Below are 19,588 nucleotides of genomic sequence, written 5' to 3' on the forward strand. Positions count from 1 at the left end.
ACCCGCCCTGCAGTGGAACAGCGCCTATCGCACCCACAAAAAAGCCCCGCCGAAGCGGGGCTTTTTAATGGCGCAGAAGTATTACTTCATTGCCCAGCCGGTCAGTTCCGACAGTGCCTTGCCGATATCGGCAAGCGAACGCACGGTCTTCACGCCAGCATCTTCCAGTGCGGCGAACTTCTCGTCGGCAGTACCCTTGCCGCCGGAGATGATCGCACCAGCGTGACCCATGCGCTTGCCTGCCGGAGCAGTAACACCTGCGATGTAGGACACAACCGGCTTGGTCACATTGGCCTTGATGTAGGCGGCAGCTTCTTCTTCAGCGCTACCACCGATCTCGCCGATCATGACGATCGCTTCGGTCTGCGGGTCGTTCTGGAACATTTCCAGAATGTCGATGAAGTTGGAGCCCGGGATCGGGTCACCACCGATACCAACACAGCTGGACTGACCGAAACCGGCGTCAGTGGTCTGCTTGACCGCTTCATAGGTCAGGGTGCCGGAGCGCGACACGATACCGACCTTGCCCGGCAGGTGGATGTGACCGGGCATGATGCCGATCTTGCTCTCGCCGGGGGTGATCACGCCCGGGCAGTTCGGCCCGATCAGACGCACGCCCAGTTCGTCACACTTGACCTTGGCATCCAGCATGTCGAGGGTAGCGATACCTTCGGTGATGCAGACAATCAGTTTGATACCAGCGTTAGCGGCTTCAAGGATGGAGTCCTTGCAGAACGGGGCCGGAACATAGATAACCGTTGCTTCAGCGCCAGTAGCCTGGACCGCTTCTTCAACAGTGTTGAACACGGGCAGACCCAGGTGAGTAGTACCGCCCTTACCAGGAGTAACACCACCAACCATCTTGGTGCCGTATTCGATGGCTTGCTCGGTGTGGAAGGAACCCTGGGAACCAGTGATACCCTGGCAGATTACCTTGGTGTTCTTGTCGATCAGGATGCTCATTACTTGCCCTCCGCCGCTTTCACGACCTGTACTGCAGCGTCGGTCAGACTGGTTGCAGCGATGATGTTCAAACCACTTTCGGCCAGGACCTTGGCGCCCAGGTCAGCATTGTTGCCTTCCAGACGTACCACGACCGGCACCTTCACACCTACGTCCTTGACTGCACCAATGATGCCTTCGGCAATCATGTCGCAACGAACGATACCGCCGAAGATGTTGACCAGAACCGCAGCCACATTGGTGTCGGACAGGATGATCTTGAACGCTTCGGTTACGCGCTCCTTGGTTGCGCCACCGCCAACATCGAGGAAGTTGGCCGGCTTGCCGCCGTGGTGGTTGACGATGTCCATGGTACCCATGGCCAGGCCAGCACCGTTGACCATGCAGCCGATGTTGCCGTCCAGCGCCACGTAGTTCAGTTCGAACTGGGCAGCGTGGGCTTCACGCGGATCGTCCTGGGACGGATCGTGCATGGCGCGCAGCTTGGGCTGACGGTACAGAGCGTTGGCATCGATGTTGATCTTGGCGTCCAGGCAGTGCAGGTTGCCGTCTTTCTTGATGACCAGCGGGTTGATTTCCAGCAGCGCCAGATCGTAGTCGGCAAACAGCTTGCCCAGACCGACGAAGATGTTGGTGAACTGCTTGATCTGGTCGCCCTTCAGGCCCAGTTTGAAAGCCAGGTCACGGCCCTGGTAGGGCTGCGGCCCAACCAGCGGGTCGATGGTAGCCTTGAGGATCTTCTCGGGAGTCTCCTCGGCGACCTTCTCGATTTCAACACCACCTTCGGTGGAGGCCATGAACACGATACGGCGAGTGGAACGGTCCACTACGGCACCCAGGTACAGTTCCTGGTCGATATCAGTGCAGGATTCAACCAGAATCTTGGCAACCGGCTGACCATTGGCGTCTGTCTGGTAGGTCACCAGGCGCTTGCCCAGCCACTGCTCAGCGAAGGCCTTGGCGTCTTCCTTGCTCTTGACCAGCTTCACACCGCCAGCCTTACCACGACCACCGGCATGCACCTGGGCCTTGACCACCCACTCAGTACCACCAATGGTATCGCACGCCTCGGCAGCTGCTTCGGGAGTCTCGACAGCAATGCCCTTGGAGACGGGAAGGCCGTACTCAGCGAACAGCTGCTTCCCCTGATATTCGTGAAGGTTCATTCTTTTGTACCGTTGTTCATATGAATTCAATAACGATGGCCCTACCGCACCACCGCCACCAGTCAGGCTGCCGGATCAGAAACCCGACACACCGGTTCACCCTCCCAGGGGTGATGGTCAATCCGTTGACCTTGCCTTGTGAATGGCAACCAGGCTACCGGCACGCCCCCTGCGGGACCTGCCGGCAGCAACCGGGAAGATTCTTCAGCGCTTCTTGCGGTTGGCGATGTGAATGGCCTGACCATTCACTGCCAGAGCAGCTTCCTTCATCGCTTCCGACATGGTCGGATGCGCAAAGACCATCATGCCCAGATCTTCAGCGCTGGTGCCGAATTCCATGGCAATGGCGCCCTGCTGTACCAGCTCGGCCGCGCTCGGGCCGATTACGTGTACACCCAGTACGCGATCGGACTTGGCGCAGGCGATGATCTTGACGAAACCGCTGGTGTCGTTGGCAGCCATGGCACGACCGCTGGCAGCGAAGGGGAACACGCCGACGTTGACGTCAACGCCTTCGGCCTTCAACTGCTGCTCGTTCTGGCCAACCCAGGCGGCTTCCGGATGGGTGTAGATGACGGACGGGATCAGATCGTAGTTCATCTGAGCCTTGTGACCGGCGATGCGCTCGGCAACCACCACGCCCTCTTCCGACGCCTTGTGCGCCAGCATCAGACCGCGCACCACGTCACCGATAGCGTACACGCCCGGTACCGAGGTGGCGCAGTGATCGTCGACGTAGACATAGCCGCGCTCGTCCAGGGTAACACCGGAGTCGGCAGCCAGCAGATCGGTGGTGACCGGACGACGGCCAACGGCAACGATCAGCTTGTCGAAGGTGATTTCCTGATCGCCCTTGGCATCAGTGAACTTGACGGTAACTTCCTCGCCCTTGACATCACTGCCAGTGACGCGCGCGCCCAGCAGCACCTTCAGGCCCTGCTTGGTATAGATTTTCAGAGCTTCTTTGGACAGCTGCTCGTCAGCTGCGGGCAGGAACTTGTCCAGCGCCTCGATGACGGTCACTTCCGCACCCAGACGGGACCACACCGAACCCAGCTCCAGACCGATGACGCCAGCGCCGATCACGCCCAGACGTGCCGGAACCGCTTCGAAGTCCAGGGCACCAGTGGAGTCGACGATGATCTTCTGATCCACCGGAGCCGGCGGAATTTCGACCGGACGGGAGCCGGAAGCCAGAATGACGTTTTCAGCGGCCAGCACTTCGCTGCTGCCGTCTTCCTTGGTGACTTCGACCTGCTTGCCGGCCAGCAGCTTGCCGTGACCCTGGTAAACAGTGACGCCATTGGCCTTGAGCAGCCCGGCAACACCGCCGGTGAGGTTCTTGACGATCTGATCCTTGCGGCCAATCATCGTGCTGACGTCCATCTTCACTTCGCCAGTGCTGATGCCATGAACCTGGAATGCATCCTTTGCCTCATGGTATTTCCAGGAGCTGTCCAGTAGCGCCTTGGAAGGAATGCAACCCACGTTCAGGCAGGTGCCACCCAGGGCCAGCTTGTCATCCTTGCCTTTGTACTTTTCGATACAGGCTGTCTTGAGACCCAGCTGGGCAGCGCGGATAGCGGCTACGTAGCCTCCCGGGCCTGAACCGATGACCACTACATCAAATTTATCGCTCATAAACCAATTCCTCTTTTTGCAGCTATGTGCTCAAGGCTGCCGGTGGGATCGCCACCAGCAGCTTGCCGCTTGATGCGTTGAAGCCTGACACCGATGCTGGATCAGATGTCCAGCAGCATGCGCGCCGGGTCTTCCAGCAGTTCCTTGATGGCGACCAGGAAGCTCACCGCTTCCTTGCCATCGATCAGGCGGTGGTCATAGGACAGCGCCAGATACATCATCGGCAGGATCACCACCTGACCGTCAACGGCCATCGGACGATCCTGGATCTTGTGCATGCCCAGGATCGCCGCCTGTGGCGGGTTGACGATCGGTGAGGACAACAGGGAACCGAACACACCACCGTTGGAGATAGTGAAGGTGCCGCCAGTCATTTCTTCCATGGACAGCTTGCCGTCACGCGCCTTGCGACCGTACTCGGCAATGGTACCTTCGACCTGTGCCAGATTCATGAATTCAGTGTTACGCAGTACCGGCACCACCAGGCCGCGATCACTGGATACGGCAACGCCGATGTCCTGGTAACCGTGGTAGACGATGTCCTTGCCATCGATCGAGGCGTTGACTGCCGGATAGCGCTTCAGCGCCTCGGTAGCAGCCTTGACGAAGAAGGACATGAAGCCCAGACGCACACCGTTGTGCTTCTTCTCGAACAGGTCCTTGTACTTCTTGCGCAGGTCCATGATCGGCTTCATGTTGATTTCGTTGTAGGTGGTCAACATGGCCATGCTGGACTGTGCTTCGACCAGACGCTCAGCGATGCGGGCGCGCAGGCGGGTCATGGGCACGCGCTTCTCGACGCGGTCACCTTCGCTCAGCACCACGCTGGACGCAGCGGCAGCAGCAGGCTTGGCAGCCGGTGCAGCGGCTGCGGCCGGAGCAGATTTCTTCGCTTCGATGGCGTTGAGCACGTCTTCCTTGGTGATGCGACCACCCTTGCCGGTACCCTTGATGTCCGCCGGGTTCAGGCCATTTTCCTCGGCCAGCTTGCGGGCTGCGGGGTTCAGCAGTTGCTCGTCGCCTTCGCTGTCAGTGGCGGCAGAAGCAGCAGGTGCAGCGGCGGCAGCCGGAGCAGCGGCCGGGGCGGCAGCGGCTTGGGGAGCAGCAGCGCCGCCTTCATTCAGGGTACCCAGCAGCTCGGCGCTCAGTACGGTTTCGCCTTCGCCCTTGATGATCTCGCCCAATACGCCGTCAGCCTCGGCCAACACTTCCAGAACCACCTTGTCGGTCTCGATATCGACGATCAGATCATCACGCTTGACGGCATCGCCAGGCTGCTTGTGCCAGGTTGCAACAGTACCGTCGGCAACCGATTCGGGAAATGTGGGGGCCTTGATTTCAATAGCCATTGTCGATCCTTAAATAAACAGTGTTATGCAGAGGCTCAAGCGTAGAGCGCATCTTGCAGGAGTTTCGCTTGTTCTTCCGCATGGACGGAGGGATAGCCACCGGCAGGTGCCGCGGAAGCCTCTCGTCCAGCGTAGTCCAGATACAGATTGCTGACGCTGTGCTGTGCCAGTACCCGACGCATGTGATGCTGGCTGCAGTACCAGGCGCCCTGGTTCATGGGCTCTTCCTGACACCAGACCACTTTCTGCAGGTTGGTGTAGGGTGCCAGCACCTCGGCCAGATCGTCCTCGGGGAACGGATACAGTTGCTCGATACGGACAATGGCAACATTCTCGTTCTCATCAGCACGACGTTTTTCCAGCAGGTCGTAGTACACCTTGCCGCTGCACATGACTACGCGATCCACCTTCGCCGGATCGATCGCATCGGCTTCGGGAATCACGGTCTGGAAGGATCCTTCAGCCAGATCTTCCAGGGTCGAGATTGCCAGTTTATGACGCAACAGAGACTTGGGCGTCAGTACTACCAGCGGCTTGCGCAGCGGACGGATCACCTGACGGCGCAGCAGATGGTAGATCTGAGCTGGCGTGGTCGGTACGCAGACCTGGATGTTCTGCTCGGCGCACAGCTGCAGGAAACGCTCCAGGCGTGCCGAGGAGTGCTCCGGCCCCTGACCTTCATAGCCGTGCGGCAGCAGCATGGTCAGGCCGCACAGGCGACCCCACTTGTGCTCGCCGCTGGTGATGAACTGGTCGATAACCACCTGTGCACCGTTGGCGAAGTCACCGAACTGGGCTTCCCAGACCACCAGCGCGTTGGGCGTGGTGGTGGCGTAGCCGTACTCGAAGGCCAGCACCGCCTCTTCCGACAGCAGCGAATCATAGATGTCGAAACGGGGCTGGTTGTCGCTGAGGTTGGCCAGCGGGATGTAAGCGCCCTCTTCCTTCTGGTTGTGCAGCACCGCGTGCCGGTGGGAGAAGGTGCCGCGGCCGACGTCCTGACCGGTGATGCGCACCGGGTGACCTTCATGCAGCAGGGTGGCGTAGGCCATGGTCTCGGCAAAGCCCCAGTTCAGCGCCAGGCCGCCAGCGGCCATCTTGCGACGGTCTTCGACGATCTTGGACACCTGACGCTGCACCACCAGGCCATCTGGCACTTCATTGAGGCGATTGGCCAGTTCCTGCAGCGTCTTGAGATCAAAGCGGGTGTCGTGGCGCGCGGTCCACTGGTGACCCAGGTAGGGAGCCCAGTCGACGAAGGAACCGGTATCGGGCTCCTTGACCAGGCTCTTGACCACGTGGTCGCCATTGTCCAGCGCGTTACGGTATTCCTCGATCCGCGCCTGCACCGCTTCCGCATCCAGCACGCCCTCTTCGACCAGGCGGTTGGCGTAGATTTCACGGGTGGTCGGATGCTTGGCAATGATCGCGTACATGCGCGGCTGGGTGCCGGAAGGCTCATCCGCTTCGTTGTGACCGCGGCGGCGGTAGCACACCAGATCGATCACCACGTCACGCTTGAACTGCATGCGATAGTCGACCGCCAGCTGGGTCACGAACAGTACCGCTTCCGGATCGTCACCGTTGACGTGGAAGATCGGCGCCTGAATCATCTTGGCGATGTCGGTGCAGTATTCGGTGGAACGGGCGTCATCCTGGCGGCTGGTGGTGAAGCCGACCTGGTTGTTGACCACGATATGGATGGTGCCACCGGTCTTGTAGGCACGGGTCTGGGACATCTGGAATGTCTCCATGACCACGCCCTGACCGGCGAAGGCCGCGTCACCGTGGATGCTGATCGGCACCACCTTGTCACCGGCGGGATCCTTGCGACGATCCTGACGGGCACGCACCGACCCTTCGACTACCGGAGACACGATTTCCAGGTGCGAGGGGTTGAACGACAGCGCCAGATGCACTTCACCGCCGGAGGTCATGACGTTCGAGGAAAAGCCCTGGTGGTACTTCACGTCACCGGAGCCCAGGTCGATCATCTTCTTGCCTTCGAACTCGTCGAACAGGTCGCGCGGGTTCTTGCCCAGGGTATTGACCAGGACGTTGAGGCGGCCACGGTGGGCCATGCCCAGCACCACTTCATTGACGCCGTAGGAACCGGAACGCTGGATGATCTCGTCGAGCATGGGGATCAGGCTCTCGCCGCCTTCCACACCAAAGCGCTTGGTACCGGGGTACTTGGTGCCCAGGTATTTTTCCAGGCCTTCGGCCGCGGTCAGGCGCTCCAGCAGGTGACGCTTGCTTTCCACCGAATGCTGCGGCTTGCCGCGTACGCTTTCCAGGCGCTGCTGGAACCAGCGACGCTGACCGGAATCGACGATGTGCATGTATTCGGCACCGAAGGTACCGCAATAGGTCGATTTCAGCGCATCGAGAATTTCGCTGAGGGGCGCTTCTTCCTTGCCGATATTCAGTTCACCGGTACGGAATACGGTGTCCAGGTCGGCATCGGTCAGGCCGTACTCGGCCAGTGTCAGATCAGCGATCGCTTCCCGCTCCCACAGACCCAGCGGGTCAAGGGGAGATGCTTGATGGCCCCGCATCCGATAGGCCTGAATCAGGCGCAGAACGCCTACCTGCTTCTTGTCACGTTCACTGCTGACCTGGCCACCGCTGACCGCCTGAGGGCGTCGGGTGTTCCGGGCGAGCGACAGAAAGTGCTCACGGATAGTGGAGTGGGAAATATCCGATCCAGTGAAACCGTTGATCTGGGGCAGCTTGTCGAAGTAGCTGCGCCATTCCTCGGCGACACCGTTGGGATCGTGCAGATAGAGCTCATAGAGCTCTTCAACATAGGAGGCATTCCCACCGGATAGGTGAGAGGTACTCCACAGCTGCTGCATTTCGCTGTCTGGCATGCTTGGTCACCCTCTATAAGGGGACACCACCTGGCGCAAAGACCATTAATAGGCAAAATGAATTGCCCTCCGTGCAGAACAGTCAGATGAGCATTCGGCATTGTCCCTGCCAGTCGCCCTGCTCTGTCACATTCCGCGAAACCGGAATATTGCCGGCCCCGACAGATAGTTCGGGTGTTACCCGTTGCCCCTGTTGGTTTAGGTACTAACAAACCGCAGCTTTGTGGGCGCGGTTCGATTTGTTCGGGTTACCAGCTCCGTTGCCGGAGCTGGAACGATTCACTTACTGATCAGGTACCGCTCTGCAACAGCATGTTGCGAATGTGGCCGATAGCACGAGTCGGGTTCAGACCCTTGGGGCACACATTAACGCAGTTCATGATACCGCGGCAGCGAAACACACTGAACGGGTCATCCAGCGCTGCCAGACGATTCTCGGTCTCGGTGTCGCGGCTGTCCGCCAGGAAGCGGTAAGCCTGCAACAGACCCGCGGGGCCGATGAACTTGTCCGGGTTCCACCAGAACGACGGGCAGGAGGTGGAACAGCATGCACAGAGAATACACTCGTACAGGCCATCCAGCTTCTCCCGCTCTTCCGGCGACTGCAGACGCTCGATAGCCGGCGCCGGCGTGTCGTTCTGCAGATACGGCTGAACTTTCTCGTACTGCTTGTAGAAGATGCTCATATCGACGACCAGGTCACGGATTACCGGCAAACCTGGCAACGGACGCAGCACCAGCTTGTTGTTCTTCACTACGCTAGACAGCGGAGTAATACAAGCGAGGCCGTTTTTGCCATTGATGCTCATGCCGTCGGAACCGCAGACACCTTCACGGCAGGCGCGGCGGAAACCCAGACCCGCATCCTGCTCCTTGGCCAGCTGCAGCACATCCAGCACCATCAGGTCTTTACCTTCGGTGTCGACCTGAAAATCCTGCATGTAAGGAGCCTTGTCGGTCTCCGGGTTGTAACGATAGATACTGACTTGCAACATACCGGACCCCCTTAGTAAGTGCGGATTTTAGGTTCAAACACCGGAACGGTTTTCGGTGCGAAGTTGACGCTACGCTTGGTCAGCTGCTTGGTCTGCGGATGGAACATGCTGTGGCACAGCCAGTTCTCATCGTCACGATCTTCGTAGTCTTCACGAGCGTGGGCGCCACGGCTTTCCTTCCGCGCTTCAGCGGCGATAGCGGTCGCTTCGGCCACTTCCAGCAGGTTCTGCAGTTCCAGCGCTTCGATCCGCGCAGTGTTGAACGCGTTGCTCTTGTCGTCGATCTTGACGTTGGCAATACGCTCGCGCAGGCTCTCCAGCTCCTTGATGCCCTTCTGCATGTATTCACCAGTACGGAATACACCGAAGTAGTTCTGCATGCAGTTCTGCAGTTCCTTGCGCAGGGGCGCAACTTCTTCACCCGTGGTACGGGTGTTGATGCCGGACAGGCGAGCCAGGGAGGCATCGATGTCGGACTCGGAAGCACCGCGGTAGTCGATACCTTCCTTCAGTGCGCTTTCCAGGTGCAGACCGGCAGCGCGACCGAAGACCACCAGGTCGAGCAGCGAGTTGCCTCCCAGGCGGTTGGCGCCGTGTACGGATACGCAGGCCACTTCGCCAACGGCGAACAGACCATCGATGATGTGATCGTTGCCGGCGGCATCCTGGGTAATCGCCTGACCATGAATATTGGTAGCAACACCACCCATCATGTAATGGCAGGTCGGTACGACAGGTACCGGAGCGGTAACCGGGTCAACGTGGGCGAAGGTCTTGGACAGCTCACAGATACCCGGCAGGCGGCTGTGCAGTACTTCTTCACCCAGGTGATCCAGCTTCAGCATCACGTGGTCGCCATCCGGGCCACAGCCGTTGCCAGCCAGGATTTCCTTGACCATGGAGCGGGCCACAACGTCACGACCGGCAAGGTCCTTGGCGTTTGGCGCATAACGCTCCATGAAGCGCTCACCGTGCTTGTTGATCAGGTATCCACCTTCACCACGGCAACCTTCGGTAACCAGTACCCCGGCACCGGCGATGCCGGTCGGGTGGAACTGCCACATTTCCATGTCCTGTACCGGCACACCAGCGCGCAGCGCCATGCCGACACCGTCACCGGTGTTGATCAGGGCGTTGGTAGTAGAGGCATAGATGCGGCCCGCGCCACCAGTGGCCAGTACGGTGGCCTTGGAGCGGATGTAGACGGTTTCGCCGGTTTCGATGCAGATGGCGATAACACCGACGACGGCGCCGTCCTGGTTCTTGACCAGATCAACTGCGTACCATTCGTTGAGGAAGGTGGTGTTGTGCTTGATGTTGGCCTGATACAGGGTGTGCAGCAGCGCGTGACCGGTACGGTCGGCAGCGGCACAGGTACGGGCAGCCTGGCCGCCGTTACCATAATCCTTGGACTGACCACCGAACGGACGCTGATAGATGCGGCCCTGCTCGGTACGGGAGAACGGCAGGCCCATATGCTCGAGCTCGAACACGGCTTCGGGGCCTACGGAACACATGTATTCGATCGCGTCCTGGTCACCGATGTAGTCGGAACCCTTGACGGTGTCGTACATGTGCCAGCGCCAGTCGTCATTCGGGTCCGCCGAGGCGATGGCACAAGTGATACCGCCCTGGGCGGATACTGTGTGCGAACGGGTCGGGAACACCTTGGTTACCACAGCAGTCTTGTGACCACCCTGGGCCAGCTGCAGCGCTGCACGCATGCCAGCACCACCACCACCAACGATGATGGCGTCAAAAGTCAAAGTACGAATATTAGCCATTGATCAAATACCCCACAGGATCTGTACACCCCAGACGAACAGCACGAACATCGCCAGACCGCAAACCACCTGGAACAGGAAGCGCAGTACGGTGGCGGCTTTGCCGAAAGCCATAGGCGTCAGGTAGTCGGTAGAAATGGTCCACATACCGACCCAGGAATGCACGCTCAACGCGACCAGCGTCAGCAGACTGAAGATGCGCATGGCGTTGTTGCTGAACAGACCCTGCCACTCGGCATAGGTCAGACCCGGATTGAAGATCAGGTAACCGAGCAGAAACAGCGTATAGGCCGCCAGCAGAACGGCGGAAACGCGCTGCGCCATCCAGTCATACAGGCCGCTGCGCGACAGGTTGGTGACGTTGGTTACCATATCCATACTCCCAGAAGAACAATCAGAACGACGGCGATAACGATCACCAGCTTGGAACCAAGTCGGCCACCCTCCAAGCTCTCACCGACACCAGCATCCATCACCAGGTGACGAATACCCGCTACCAGGTGATACAGCAGGGCGGACAGGACACCCCAGAGCACCAGCTTGGCGAACGGATTTTGCAGGCATGCCTTGACTTGCTCGAAACCGGCTTCGGAACTCAATGATGTGCTCAGCATCCAAAGCAGACCTGCAATGGCGATGAACAGAATGATTCCCGACACTCGGTGAGCAATAGACGTATAGGCGGTAACAGGAAGCTTGATTGTCCTGAGATCTAGATTGACAGGTCTTTTGCTATTCACGGCTATCTTCACACTCATGGCCCTGTGGTCAGGGCTGGTTATAGGAAGGTGTGGATCACACCCAAATGACGCGCGGCGCAGCTTCATGGAAGAAGCCGAATGGGTCACTTTTGCCGGTCAAGGAGTATAGTGATTCGGGCGTCTGATTACAATCTGCAAAACCCCTGCCCTCGGCCTTCGCAGCTGGACATCAGCCAGGCAACTGCGACAATTGCGCACATATCCGCTTACCAATGAAACCTTTGAATAACGACGATTTGCAAACTCAATCGGTAGAATTGACAAACGGGTTTTTGACTTTATAGTGATGCGGGCCCTGCGTGGGGGGTCACACTTTCGATACAGCAAAACAGGAGGCCATCAATGGCTGACAAAAAAGCGCAGTTGATCATCGAGGGCGCTGCCCCCATCGATCTGCCTGTCTATTCGGGCACTTTGGGGCCGGACGTCATAGATGTTCGCGGCCTGACAGCCGAAGGCGTCTTCACTTTCGATCCCGGTTTCATGGCGACCTCGTCCTGCGAATCCAAGATCACCTTCATTGATGGCGATAACGGAATTCTCTTGCATCGGGGCTACCCGATCGAACAGCTGGCAGAAAAATCTGATTTCCTCGAAACCTGCTACCTGCTGCTCAAGGGCGAACTGCCCCACGCAGAAGAGAAGCAGAAGTTTGACAGCACCATCAAGAACCACACCATGGTGCACGAGCAATTAAAGAACTTTCTCAACGGCTTCCGTCGCGATGGCCACCCAATGGCCATCATGTGCGGCGTAGTGGGTGCCCTGTCCGCCTTCTACCACGACTCGCTGGACATCAATAACGCTCAGCATCGCGAAATCTCGGCCATTCGCCTGATCGCCAAGATGCCGACCATCGCCGCCATGGTCTACAAGTACTCCATGGGCCAGCCGCTGATGTACCCGAACAACGAGCTGAGCTACTCGGAAAACTTCCTGCACATGATGTTCAACACCCCGGCCGAGATCAAGCCGATCGATCCGATCCTGGCCCGCGCCATGGATCGCATCTTCGTGCTGCATGCCGACCATGAGCAGAATGCCTCGACCTCTACCGTCCGTCTGGCGGGCTCCACCGGTGCCAACCCCTTCGCCTGTGTCGCCGCCGGCATCGCCGCGCTGTGGGGACCGGCTCATGGGGGCGCCAACGAAGCCGTACTGCGCATGCTGGATGAAATCGGTGATGTATCCAACATCGATACCTTCATCGCCAAGGCCAAGGACAAGGACGACCCCTTCAAGCTGATGGGCTTCGGCCACCGCGTGTACAAGAACTTCGACCCGCGCGCCAAGGTCATGAAAGAGACCTGTGACGAGGTATTGGGCCTGCTGGGCATCAATGATCCGCAGCTGGAACTGGCCATGAAGCTCGAAGAAATCGCCCTGAGCGATCCCTACTTCGTCGAGCGCAACCTGTACCCGAACGTCGATTTCTACTCCGGCATCATTCTCAAGGCCATCGGCATTCCTGCCGAGCTGTTCACCGTGATCTTCGCCACCGGCCGCACCCCGGGCTGGATCGCGCACTGGAACGAGATGATCAGCAATCCGTACAAGATCGGTCGTCCGCGCCAGCTGTACACCGGCCACACCAAGCGCGACTACCCGAACAACTAAGTCGCCGCTCAGGTATGAAAAAGCCCGCATCTGCGGGCTTTTTTGTGTCTGGCTGGCAAACTCAGCAAGCTGTGGCCTGCTCCCACCAGGTCAGGATCTGCAACGCCTCTTCGGCATTGTTGCCACATACCTGCGCATCGGCCATGAAGCCCGCGCAGACTGCCGGCCGATCCGGAGAGTGAAAGATATTGCAGCGCCGATCCGCGGCCAGGTGGATACAAGCCATACCCGCCGGCTTGCCCTGGGGCATGCCGGGGATGGGTGAAGTAATAGAGGGCGCTACGCAGCAAGCACCACAGCCTTCTCGACATTTCATGGAAGCACAGCATCTCGTGACGGAATACGGGAACGCCCGATGGCCGGGCGCCGCGTATTTTATTTTCCGTTCTTGAGTCTGGCAATCAGACTTGATGTATCCCAGCGATTACCGCCCATCTGCTGCACATCGGCATAAAACTGATCCACCAGCGCCGTGACCGGCAACTGCGCACCATTGCGGCGGGATTCATCCAGCACGATGGCCAGGTCCTTGCGCATCCAGTCCACGGCAAAGCCGAAGTCATACTCACCGGCCAGCATGCTCTTGTGACGGTTCTCCATCTGCCAGGACTGAGCGGCGCCCTTGCTGATCACCGAGACCACCGCTTCTCCGTCCAGACCGGCACATTCGGCAAAATTCAGCGCCTCGGCCAGCCCCTGTACCACGCCGGCAATGCAGATCTGGTTGACCATCTTGGTCAGCTGACCACTGCCTACCGGGCCCATCAGACGAATCATTCTGGAGTAATGATGGATAACCGGCCGCGCGAGATCGAACACCGACTCCTCACCGCCGACCATGACTGTCAATTGGCCATGCTCAGCTCCCGCTTGCCCGCCCGATACCGGCGCGTCGAGAAAACCCACGCCCCGCTCAGCAGCCAGTTGCGCCACCTGACGTGCCACACCTGCCGAGGCAGTGGTGTGATCGACGATAACCGTGCCAGTGCGCGCCCCGGCAAGAATACCCTCCGGCCCGTCCACCACCTGCAGCAGGTCCTGATCGTTGCCCACGCAGACCATTACAAAATCCTGCTCCGCCGCCGCTTCCGCTGGCGTAGCACAGGCCCTGCCACCGTATTCTGCTACCCAGGCCGCCGCTTTTTCAGCTGAGCGGTTGTATACCGTCACCTCGTGTCCGGCCCGGGCCAGATGCCCTGCCATCGGATACCCCATTACCCCAAGACCTACAAAGGCTACATTGGCCATACAGACTCCCCGATTCATCAATTCGATTCCTGCCCCCGGACCCATGCGGCATGGTAGTTCAGGACATACCGGAGGACGACCGCTGGATCATAGCAGGCTTGAGGTCATCGGCCAGCCACACGGGGGGCGATCGCCATCGATTCCGGCTCTGGTTGGCGAGCAGCGCGACAGGCATAATGTGCGCCCCTTTTACGCCGTCCACGGAGTCACCGGATGTTCAATACCAATCAGTATTTCGAAGGAAAAGTAGCTTCCATTGCCTTTCGCCAGCCCGAAGGCGCGGCCACTGTCGGCGTCATGGCCCCCGGCGAATACGAATTCGGCACCGGCAGCCTGGAAATCATGCATGTCATCACCGGCCAACTGACCGTCAAGCTGCCCGGCAGTGATGTCTGGGAAGAGTTCGGCGCCGGCACCCGGTTCACTGTGCCGGCCAACAGCCGCTTCAATCTGCAGGTAGCGCAGGATACCGCCTACCTGTGTGAGTATCGCTAAAGGCTGACAGCCCTGGCGTCGCGCAGCCTGCGCGACGCCTCACCCGTCAGGCGCTGACAATCGCCTTGCCATACAACTCGATGAACTCAGGAGGCATCCGTCGCGGCCGCCCGCTACTGAGCTCGACACAGGCGAACGTGGTATTGGCACGCAACAGCGTAGCGCCATCGCGCGGCCGGCATAGTTGAAATTGGCGCGTCATGCGCAGTTTGCTGTCCCAGCTGACGATCCAGGTGCCCATCTGCAGTTCTTCATCCAGGTAACCCGCGGCCAGATAATCGATCTCGTGGCGCACCACCACCATCGCCCGGTCCAGTTGCTGATATTCGTCCAGGCCCAGGCCGAGCGACCTGGAATGCCGCCAGGCGCAACGCTCCAGCCAGCGCACATAGACAGCATTGTTGGCGTGTCCCAGCTCGTCGATATCCTCTGGCTGCACACGAATCTCATCGATAAAGGGGGTTTCCAGATCCCATTTCACACTCGGTCTCCCGGCAAAGCACAACGTAGGGTGTGCAGCATACCATCCCCCGCCCCGGCAGCGGTGCCATGCTACCGCTGCAACGAGCTTGCCAATACCCCGTCGCAGCACAACACTGTGAGATAGATCCCATACAGGAGGCGGCATGTTCAAGCACCTGCATTTCCCGATTCTGGTCATCAATCCCGACTGCGGGCGCGGCAATGTCGCCGGCCAGCAACTCAATGAACTGTTCGATGCACTGGGTCACGAGGGCTTTGAAGTGCTGGCCACTACCTCCCTGGATGAAGGGCGGCTGGTTGCCGAAGCGCATCGCGGCCTGTCGTGCATTCTGTTCGGCGCTGAAAATGACGACCAGCACGGGCTGGAGCCGGTACGCAAGCTGTTCGCCGCCGCCCATTCGCGCTCGCCGGAACTGCCGATCATGGCGCTGAGCACCGCCCAGGCCCTGGACAATCAGTTGTTGAGCAACCTGCGCGACCTGCACCAACTGCGCGGCATCATCTATCTGTTCGAAGACACCATGCCCTTTATCGCCGGCCAGATTGCCCGCACCGCCCGCGCCTACCTGTCGCAGCTATTGCCGCCATTCTTCAAGGCCCTGCTCGACTACACCGGCCGCGCCAGCTATTCCTGGCACTCCCCCGGTCATGGCGGCGGCGTAGCTTTCCGCAAGAGCCCGGTGGGCCGGGCCTTCCATGACTTCTTTGGGGAAAATACGCTGCGTTCCGACCTCTCGGTATCGGTCCCGGGCCTGGGCTCGCTGCTGGATCACAACGGCCCCATCGCCGAGGCCGAGGCCAACACCGCCCGCACCTTCGGCGCGGACCACAGCTTCTATGTGATCAATGGCACCTCCACCGCCAACAAGATCATCTGGCATGCCTTCGTCACCCGTGACGATGTGGTGCTGGTCGACCGCAACTGCCACAAATCGATTCTGCATGCCATCACCATGACCGGCGCCATTCCGGTGTACCTGACGGGCTCGCGCAACGACTACGGCATCATCGGTCCCATCAGCCTGGATTCGTTCTCACCCCAGAATCTGCGCCAGCGGCTGGCTGAACATCCGCTGCTGCAGGGCCGGGAGCCACGCATTCGCCTGGCCGTGCTGACCAACTCCACCTACGATGGGCTGTGCTACAACGCCGAGCTGATCAAGGACGAGTTGGAAGACGCGGTCGAAGTGCTGCATTTCGACGAAGCCTGGTACGGCTACGCCGCCTTCCACGAGTTCTACGCCGGTCGCCACGGCATGGGCAGCAAGCGCGGCTTCGAGCGCGCCAAACATCCATTGGTGTTCGCCACCCAATCACCACACAAGGTATTGGCTGCCCTGTCCCAGGCCTCGATCATCCTCGCCGAGAACAGCGTCGAGCAGCAGCTGGACGTAGAGCGCTTCAATGAAGCCTTCATGATGCATACCTCTACCTCGCCGCATTACGGCATCATCGCCTCGATCGACGTGGCCACCGGCATGATGGCCGGCGAACCCGGCCGCTCGCTGGTGCAGGAAACACTCGATGAGGCCCTGTCCTTCCGTCGCGCCATGCAGCAGACCGCCGAGCGACTGGAAGAGGACCAATGGTGGTTCGATGTCTGGGAGCCGGAACAGGCCTTGGACAGCGAAGAATTGGAGGCCTGTGACTGGACGCTGGACCATCAGGCCGAATGGCACGGCTTCGGTGACATGGCCGACGACTACGCCCTGCTCGACCCGATCAAGGTCACCCTGCTCACCCCCGGTGTCGAAGAGCACGGCCGGCTGGGCCGTACCGGCATACCGGCTGCCATCGTCACCCGCTTCCTTGCCGAACGCGGGCTGGTAGTGGAGAAAACCGGCCTGTACTCCTTCCTGATCCTGTTCTCGCTGGGCATCACCAAAGGCAAATGGAGCGCTCTGGTCTCGGAACTGCAGGAGTTCAAACGCCTCTATGACAGCAACGCCCCGCTCGACCTCACCCTGCCGGCCATCGCCCGCGGCGGCCACTACCCGGCGCTCGGCCTGCGCGATCTCTGTCAGGAACTGCACCGCTTCTACAAGGAGCAGCGCATGGTGCGCGTGCTCCGGCAAATCTATACCGAACTGCCCGAGATCGTTGTGCGCCCCGCCGACGCCTGGCAACAGATGGTCCGTGGCCAGGTGGAAATGGTCCCGGTCGACGCCCTCGCCGGCCGCATCAGCGCCGTCATGCTCGTCCCCTACCCGCCCGGCATCCCGGTCATCATGCCCGGCGAACGCTTCCCTGATGACAGCAGCGCGATCACCGATTACCTGCGCATCGCCCTCGCCCAGGATCAGCAGTTCCCCGGATTTGAAAGCGATATACATGGGTTGCGGCCGATACTGCAGGAGGATGGGAGCATGCGGCACTTTGTGGATTGCCTGGTGGAGTGATAAGGGGGCGACCAGCACGCACCGCTGAATACCCTCTACCAGCACCCATTGATCTTTCTACATTTCTTGAAAGAGGGCCGTCACCGGATTGAGGACCTATCCGTGCAAAGCGCTTCGTTTACCGATGGGTTTGACTGAAACATATCTGTCAGCTTTAGTTTAGATACCACTAAGCTCCTTTCCCGCCTGAACGCGTCACAACTCTCAAATGTGAGGCAGTAAAATATGCGCTATACACTTTTTGAACATCAGAAGAATGAAATTATTCTGATTGCTCGCATCCTGCTCATGATCCTGTTCATCATGTCAGGGTGGAGTAAGCTGACCGGCTTTTCGGGCACGGCGGGTTATCTGGAATCGCTGGGGGTGCCGGCGCCCATGCTGGCCGCCGCCATTGCCGTGATCATCGAGTTCTTTGTCGCCATCTTGATTCTGGTTGGGTTCTACACCCGCCCGCTGGCCTTTCTCTTCTTCTTGTTCGTACTGGGTACCGCTGTGATCGGACACGACTTCTGGACGATGGTCGATGCTGATCGAGCTGCCAACATGACTCAGTTTTTTAAGAACATGAGCATTGCCGGAGGGTTGTTATTGCTTGGGTTGACCGGTCCAGGCAAATATTCGGTTGATGGTCGCTAGTTTTGTGGCGTACTCAAGCCGGCTCAGATACCGGCTTGTATCTCTTGCACTCAAGACAGCCTCTTCCTTTCCAGCCTTTTCAGAAAAACCGTCATCTCCTTGCCAGCCTGGACATCCCCCTTTTTCTCTGCGGCAGCCACTCCGTCTTCCTAGGCCAGCTGCGCTGCATCCAGATCACCCGCCTCCTGATGCGCCTTGCCAAGCAGCTTCCAGGCTGCCGAATAACCGGGATCCTGCTCGATGCATTCGGCCAGATGAGTAACTGCCTGCGGATAGTCCGCTAGATCCAGATAGCACTTTCCCAGACTGAACCTCAGCAGGGGTGAGTCACGCCCTTTGGCGAGCATGGCCTCAAGCTGTCGAACATCCATTTTTACCTCCTACAACATCAGTGATCGCACCAATGTCGGGCCTGTACCGCTTACAGGGATGATCCCAGCACGTGCTGTTTTGAATCGTACCGGGTTTTATGGAGGCCATTTCGTTTAAGTCAGGCCGCCATGGTCTGACCGGATTGTTGCTGGTAGAAGTTTGCCTCAGCTTCTGCCGGGGGTATATACCCAATCGAGCTCAGCAACCGCTGGTGGTTGTACCAGTGAACCCATTTCAAAGTGGCGATTTCCACGGCTTCGCGACTACGCCAGGACTGCCGATAGATCAGCTCCGCTTTGTATAACCCGTTGATGGTTTCAGCCAAAGCGTTGTCATAGCTATCGCCTTTGCTGCCTACAGAGGGCTCTATGCCGGCCTCAGCGAGACGCTCGGTGTATCGGATGGAGACGTATTGGCTACCCCTGTCGCTATGGTGTATCAGGCCGTCCATGCGGCTCGGCTGTCGAGCGTGCAGCGCTTGCTCCAGGGCATCCAGAACGAAGTCTGTTCGCATGCTGTTGCTCACCCGCCAGCCAACGATACGCCGGGCAAACACATCGACCACGAAGGCGACGTAGAGCCAGCCTTGCCACGTTGAAACATAAGTAAAGTCGGACACCCATAGCTGATTGGGTCGATCCGCATGGAACTGGCGTTGGACCCTATCCAGCGGACAAATCGCGTTCTCATTCGGGATGGTGGTGCGGATCACATGACCGCGACGAACGCCCTGCAGGCCCAGTTGACGCATCAGCCGCTGTACCGTGCAGCGAGCAATATCAATGCCCTCACGCTTGAGTTGC

17 protein-coding genes and 1 pseudogene are annotated in these 19,588 nt (G+C 59.2%); 4 read left to right on the top strand and 14 right to left on the bottom strand.

What is annotated here, in order from left to right; translation table 11 throughout:
- Positions 1-81: 81 nt before the first annotated feature.
- The 9 genes from sucD to sdhC all read right to left on the bottom strand — a co-directional run bounded on the left by sucD (position 82) and on the right by sdhC (position 11,523).
- Entirely contained in the window at positions 82-963 is an 882-nt protein-coding gene (gene sucD / locus BM267_RS11230; protein WP_036992518.1) for a succinate--CoA ligase subunit alpha, read from the bottom strand.
- Entirely contained in the window at positions 963-2,129 is a 1,167-nt protein-coding gene (sucC, locus tag BM267_RS11235) for an ADP-forming succinate--CoA ligase subunit beta (protein ID WP_036992520.1), read from the bottom strand. The genes sucD and sucC overlap by 1 nt, the downstream gene beginning before the upstream one ends.
- A gap of 204 nt (positions 2,130-2,333) precedes the next feature.
- Positions 2,334-3,770 (bottom strand): dihydrolipoyl dehydrogenase, encoded by a 1,437-nt coding sequence (gene lpdA, locus BM267_RS11240; protein ID WP_074780099.1) that lies wholly within the window; start codon positions 3,768-3,770, stop codon positions 2,334-2,336.
- A gap of 101 nt (positions 3,771-3,871) precedes the next feature.
- The gene (gene odhB / locus BM267_RS11245) at positions 3,872-5,119 is read right to left on the bottom strand and encodes a 2-oxoglutarate dehydrogenase complex dihydrolipoyllysine-residue succinyltransferase (protein WP_074780102.1); all 1,248 of its coding nucleotides are present in this window, start codon (positions 5,117-5,119) and stop codon (positions 3,872-3,874) included.
- A 35-nt stretch (positions 5,120-5,154) separates the two neighbouring features.
- Positions 5,155-7,992 (bottom strand): 2-oxoglutarate dehydrogenase E1 component, encoded by a 2,838-nt coding sequence (locus BM267_RS11250; protein ID WP_074780105.1) that lies wholly within the window; start codon positions 7,990-7,992, stop codon positions 5,155-5,157.
- A gap of 290 nt (positions 7,993-8,282) precedes the next feature.
- Complete coding sequence (locus BM267_RS11255) at positions 8,283-8,987, bottom strand: succinate dehydrogenase iron-sulfur subunit (protein WP_036992524.1); 705 nt, start codon at positions 8,985-8,987, stop codon at positions 8,283-8,285.
- 11 nt (positions 8,988-8,998) lie between these two features.
- A complete protein-coding gene (gene sdhA / locus BM267_RS11260; RefSeq protein WP_036992525.1) occupies positions 8,999-10,771 on the bottom strand; it encodes a succinate dehydrogenase flavoprotein subunit in 1,773 nt (590 codons plus the stop codon).
- A 3-nt stretch (positions 10,772-10,774) separates the two neighbouring features.
- Positions 10,775-11,143: a succinate dehydrogenase, hydrophobic membrane anchor protein gene (sdhD, locus tag BM267_RS11265; RefSeq protein ID WP_036992526.1), complete on the bottom strand. Its 369-nt coding sequence runs from the start codon at positions 11,141-11,143 to the stop codon at positions 10,775-10,777.
- Positions 11,137-11,523 (bottom strand): succinate dehydrogenase, cytochrome b556 subunit, encoded by a 387-nt coding sequence (gene sdhC, locus BM267_RS11270; protein ID WP_143063068.1) that lies wholly within the window; start codon positions 11,521-11,523, stop codon positions 11,137-11,139. Before sdhC ends, sdhD begins: the two co-directional genes overlap by 7 nt.
- Positions 11,524-11,874: 351 nt before the next feature.
- Here sdhC and gltA point away from each other — a divergent pair, with 351 nt between their 5' ends.
- Positions 11,875-13,149: a citrate synthase gene (gltA, locus tag BM267_RS11275; RefSeq protein ID WP_036992527.1), complete on the top strand. Its 1,275-nt coding sequence runs from the start codon at positions 11,875-11,877 to the stop codon at positions 13,147-13,149.
- Between the two features lie 61 nt (positions 13,150-13,210).
- Here the strand turns inward: gltA and BM267_RS11280 are convergent, their stop codons facing one another.
- Positions 13,211-13,465, bottom strand: a complete 255-nt coding sequence (locus BM267_RS11280; RefSeq protein WP_036992528.1) for a YkgJ family cysteine cluster protein — start codon at positions 13,463-13,465, stop codon at positions 13,211-13,213.
- A 59-nt stretch (positions 13,466-13,524) separates the two neighbouring features.
- Entirely contained in the window at positions 13,525-14,397 is an 873-nt protein-coding gene (locus tag BM267_RS11285; RefSeq protein WP_036992529.1) for an NAD(P)-dependent oxidoreductase, read from the bottom strand.
- Between the two features lie 213 nt (positions 14,398-14,610).
- Between BM267_RS11285 and ppnP the strand changes: the two genes are divergently transcribed.
- On the top strand, positions 14,611-14,892 hold the full coding sequence (gene ppnP / locus BM267_RS11290) for a pyrimidine/purine nucleoside phosphorylase (protein WP_036992531.1): 282 nt from the start codon (positions 14,611-14,613) through the stop codon (positions 14,890-14,892).
- Positions 14,893-14,938: 46 nt separating this feature from the next.
- On the opposite strand, the gene BM267_RS11295 is transcribed toward ppnP, so the two are convergent.
- Positions 14,939-15,373: an acyl-CoA thioesterase gene (locus BM267_RS11295; RefSeq protein ID WP_036992533.1), complete on the bottom strand. Its 435-nt coding sequence runs from the start codon at positions 15,371-15,373 to the stop codon at positions 14,939-14,941.
- A 145-nt stretch (positions 15,374-15,518) separates the two neighbouring features.
- On the opposite strand from BM267_RS11295, the gene BM267_RS11300 reads away from it, so the two are divergent.
- Positions 15,519-17,774, top strand: a complete 2,256-nt coding sequence (locus BM267_RS11300) for an Orn/Lys/Arg family decarboxylase (protein WP_074780108.1) — start codon at positions 15,519-15,521, stop codon at positions 17,772-17,774.
- A 225-nt stretch (positions 17,775-17,999) separates the two neighbouring features.
- Positions 18,000-18,413 (top strand): DoxX family protein, encoded by a 414-nt coding sequence (locus tag BM267_RS11305; RefSeq protein ID WP_036992536.1) that lies wholly within the window; start codon positions 18,000-18,002, stop codon positions 18,411-18,413.
- Positions 18,414-18,463: 50 nt separating this feature from the next.
- Here the strand turns inward: BM267_RS11305 and BM267_RS11310 are convergent.
- Both BM267_RS11310 and BM267_RS11315 read right to left on the bottom strand, forming a co-directional pair.
- Positions 18,464-18,784 (bottom strand): annotated as a pseudogene (locus tag BM267_RS11310) (tetratricopeptide repeat protein).
- Positions 18,785-18,903: 119 nt separating this feature from the next.
- Positions 18,904-19,588: IS3 family transposase (locus tag BM267_RS11315; protein ID WP_074780111.1), on the bottom strand; the 685-nt coding region annotated here is incomplete at its 5' end.

Source organism: Halopseudomonas bauzanensis (genome assembly GCF_900114735.1).
In the GTDB taxonomy this organism is placed as follows: Bacteria; Pseudomonadota; Gammaproteobacteria; order Pseudomonadales; family Pseudomonadaceae; genus Halopseudomonas; species Halopseudomonas bauzanensis.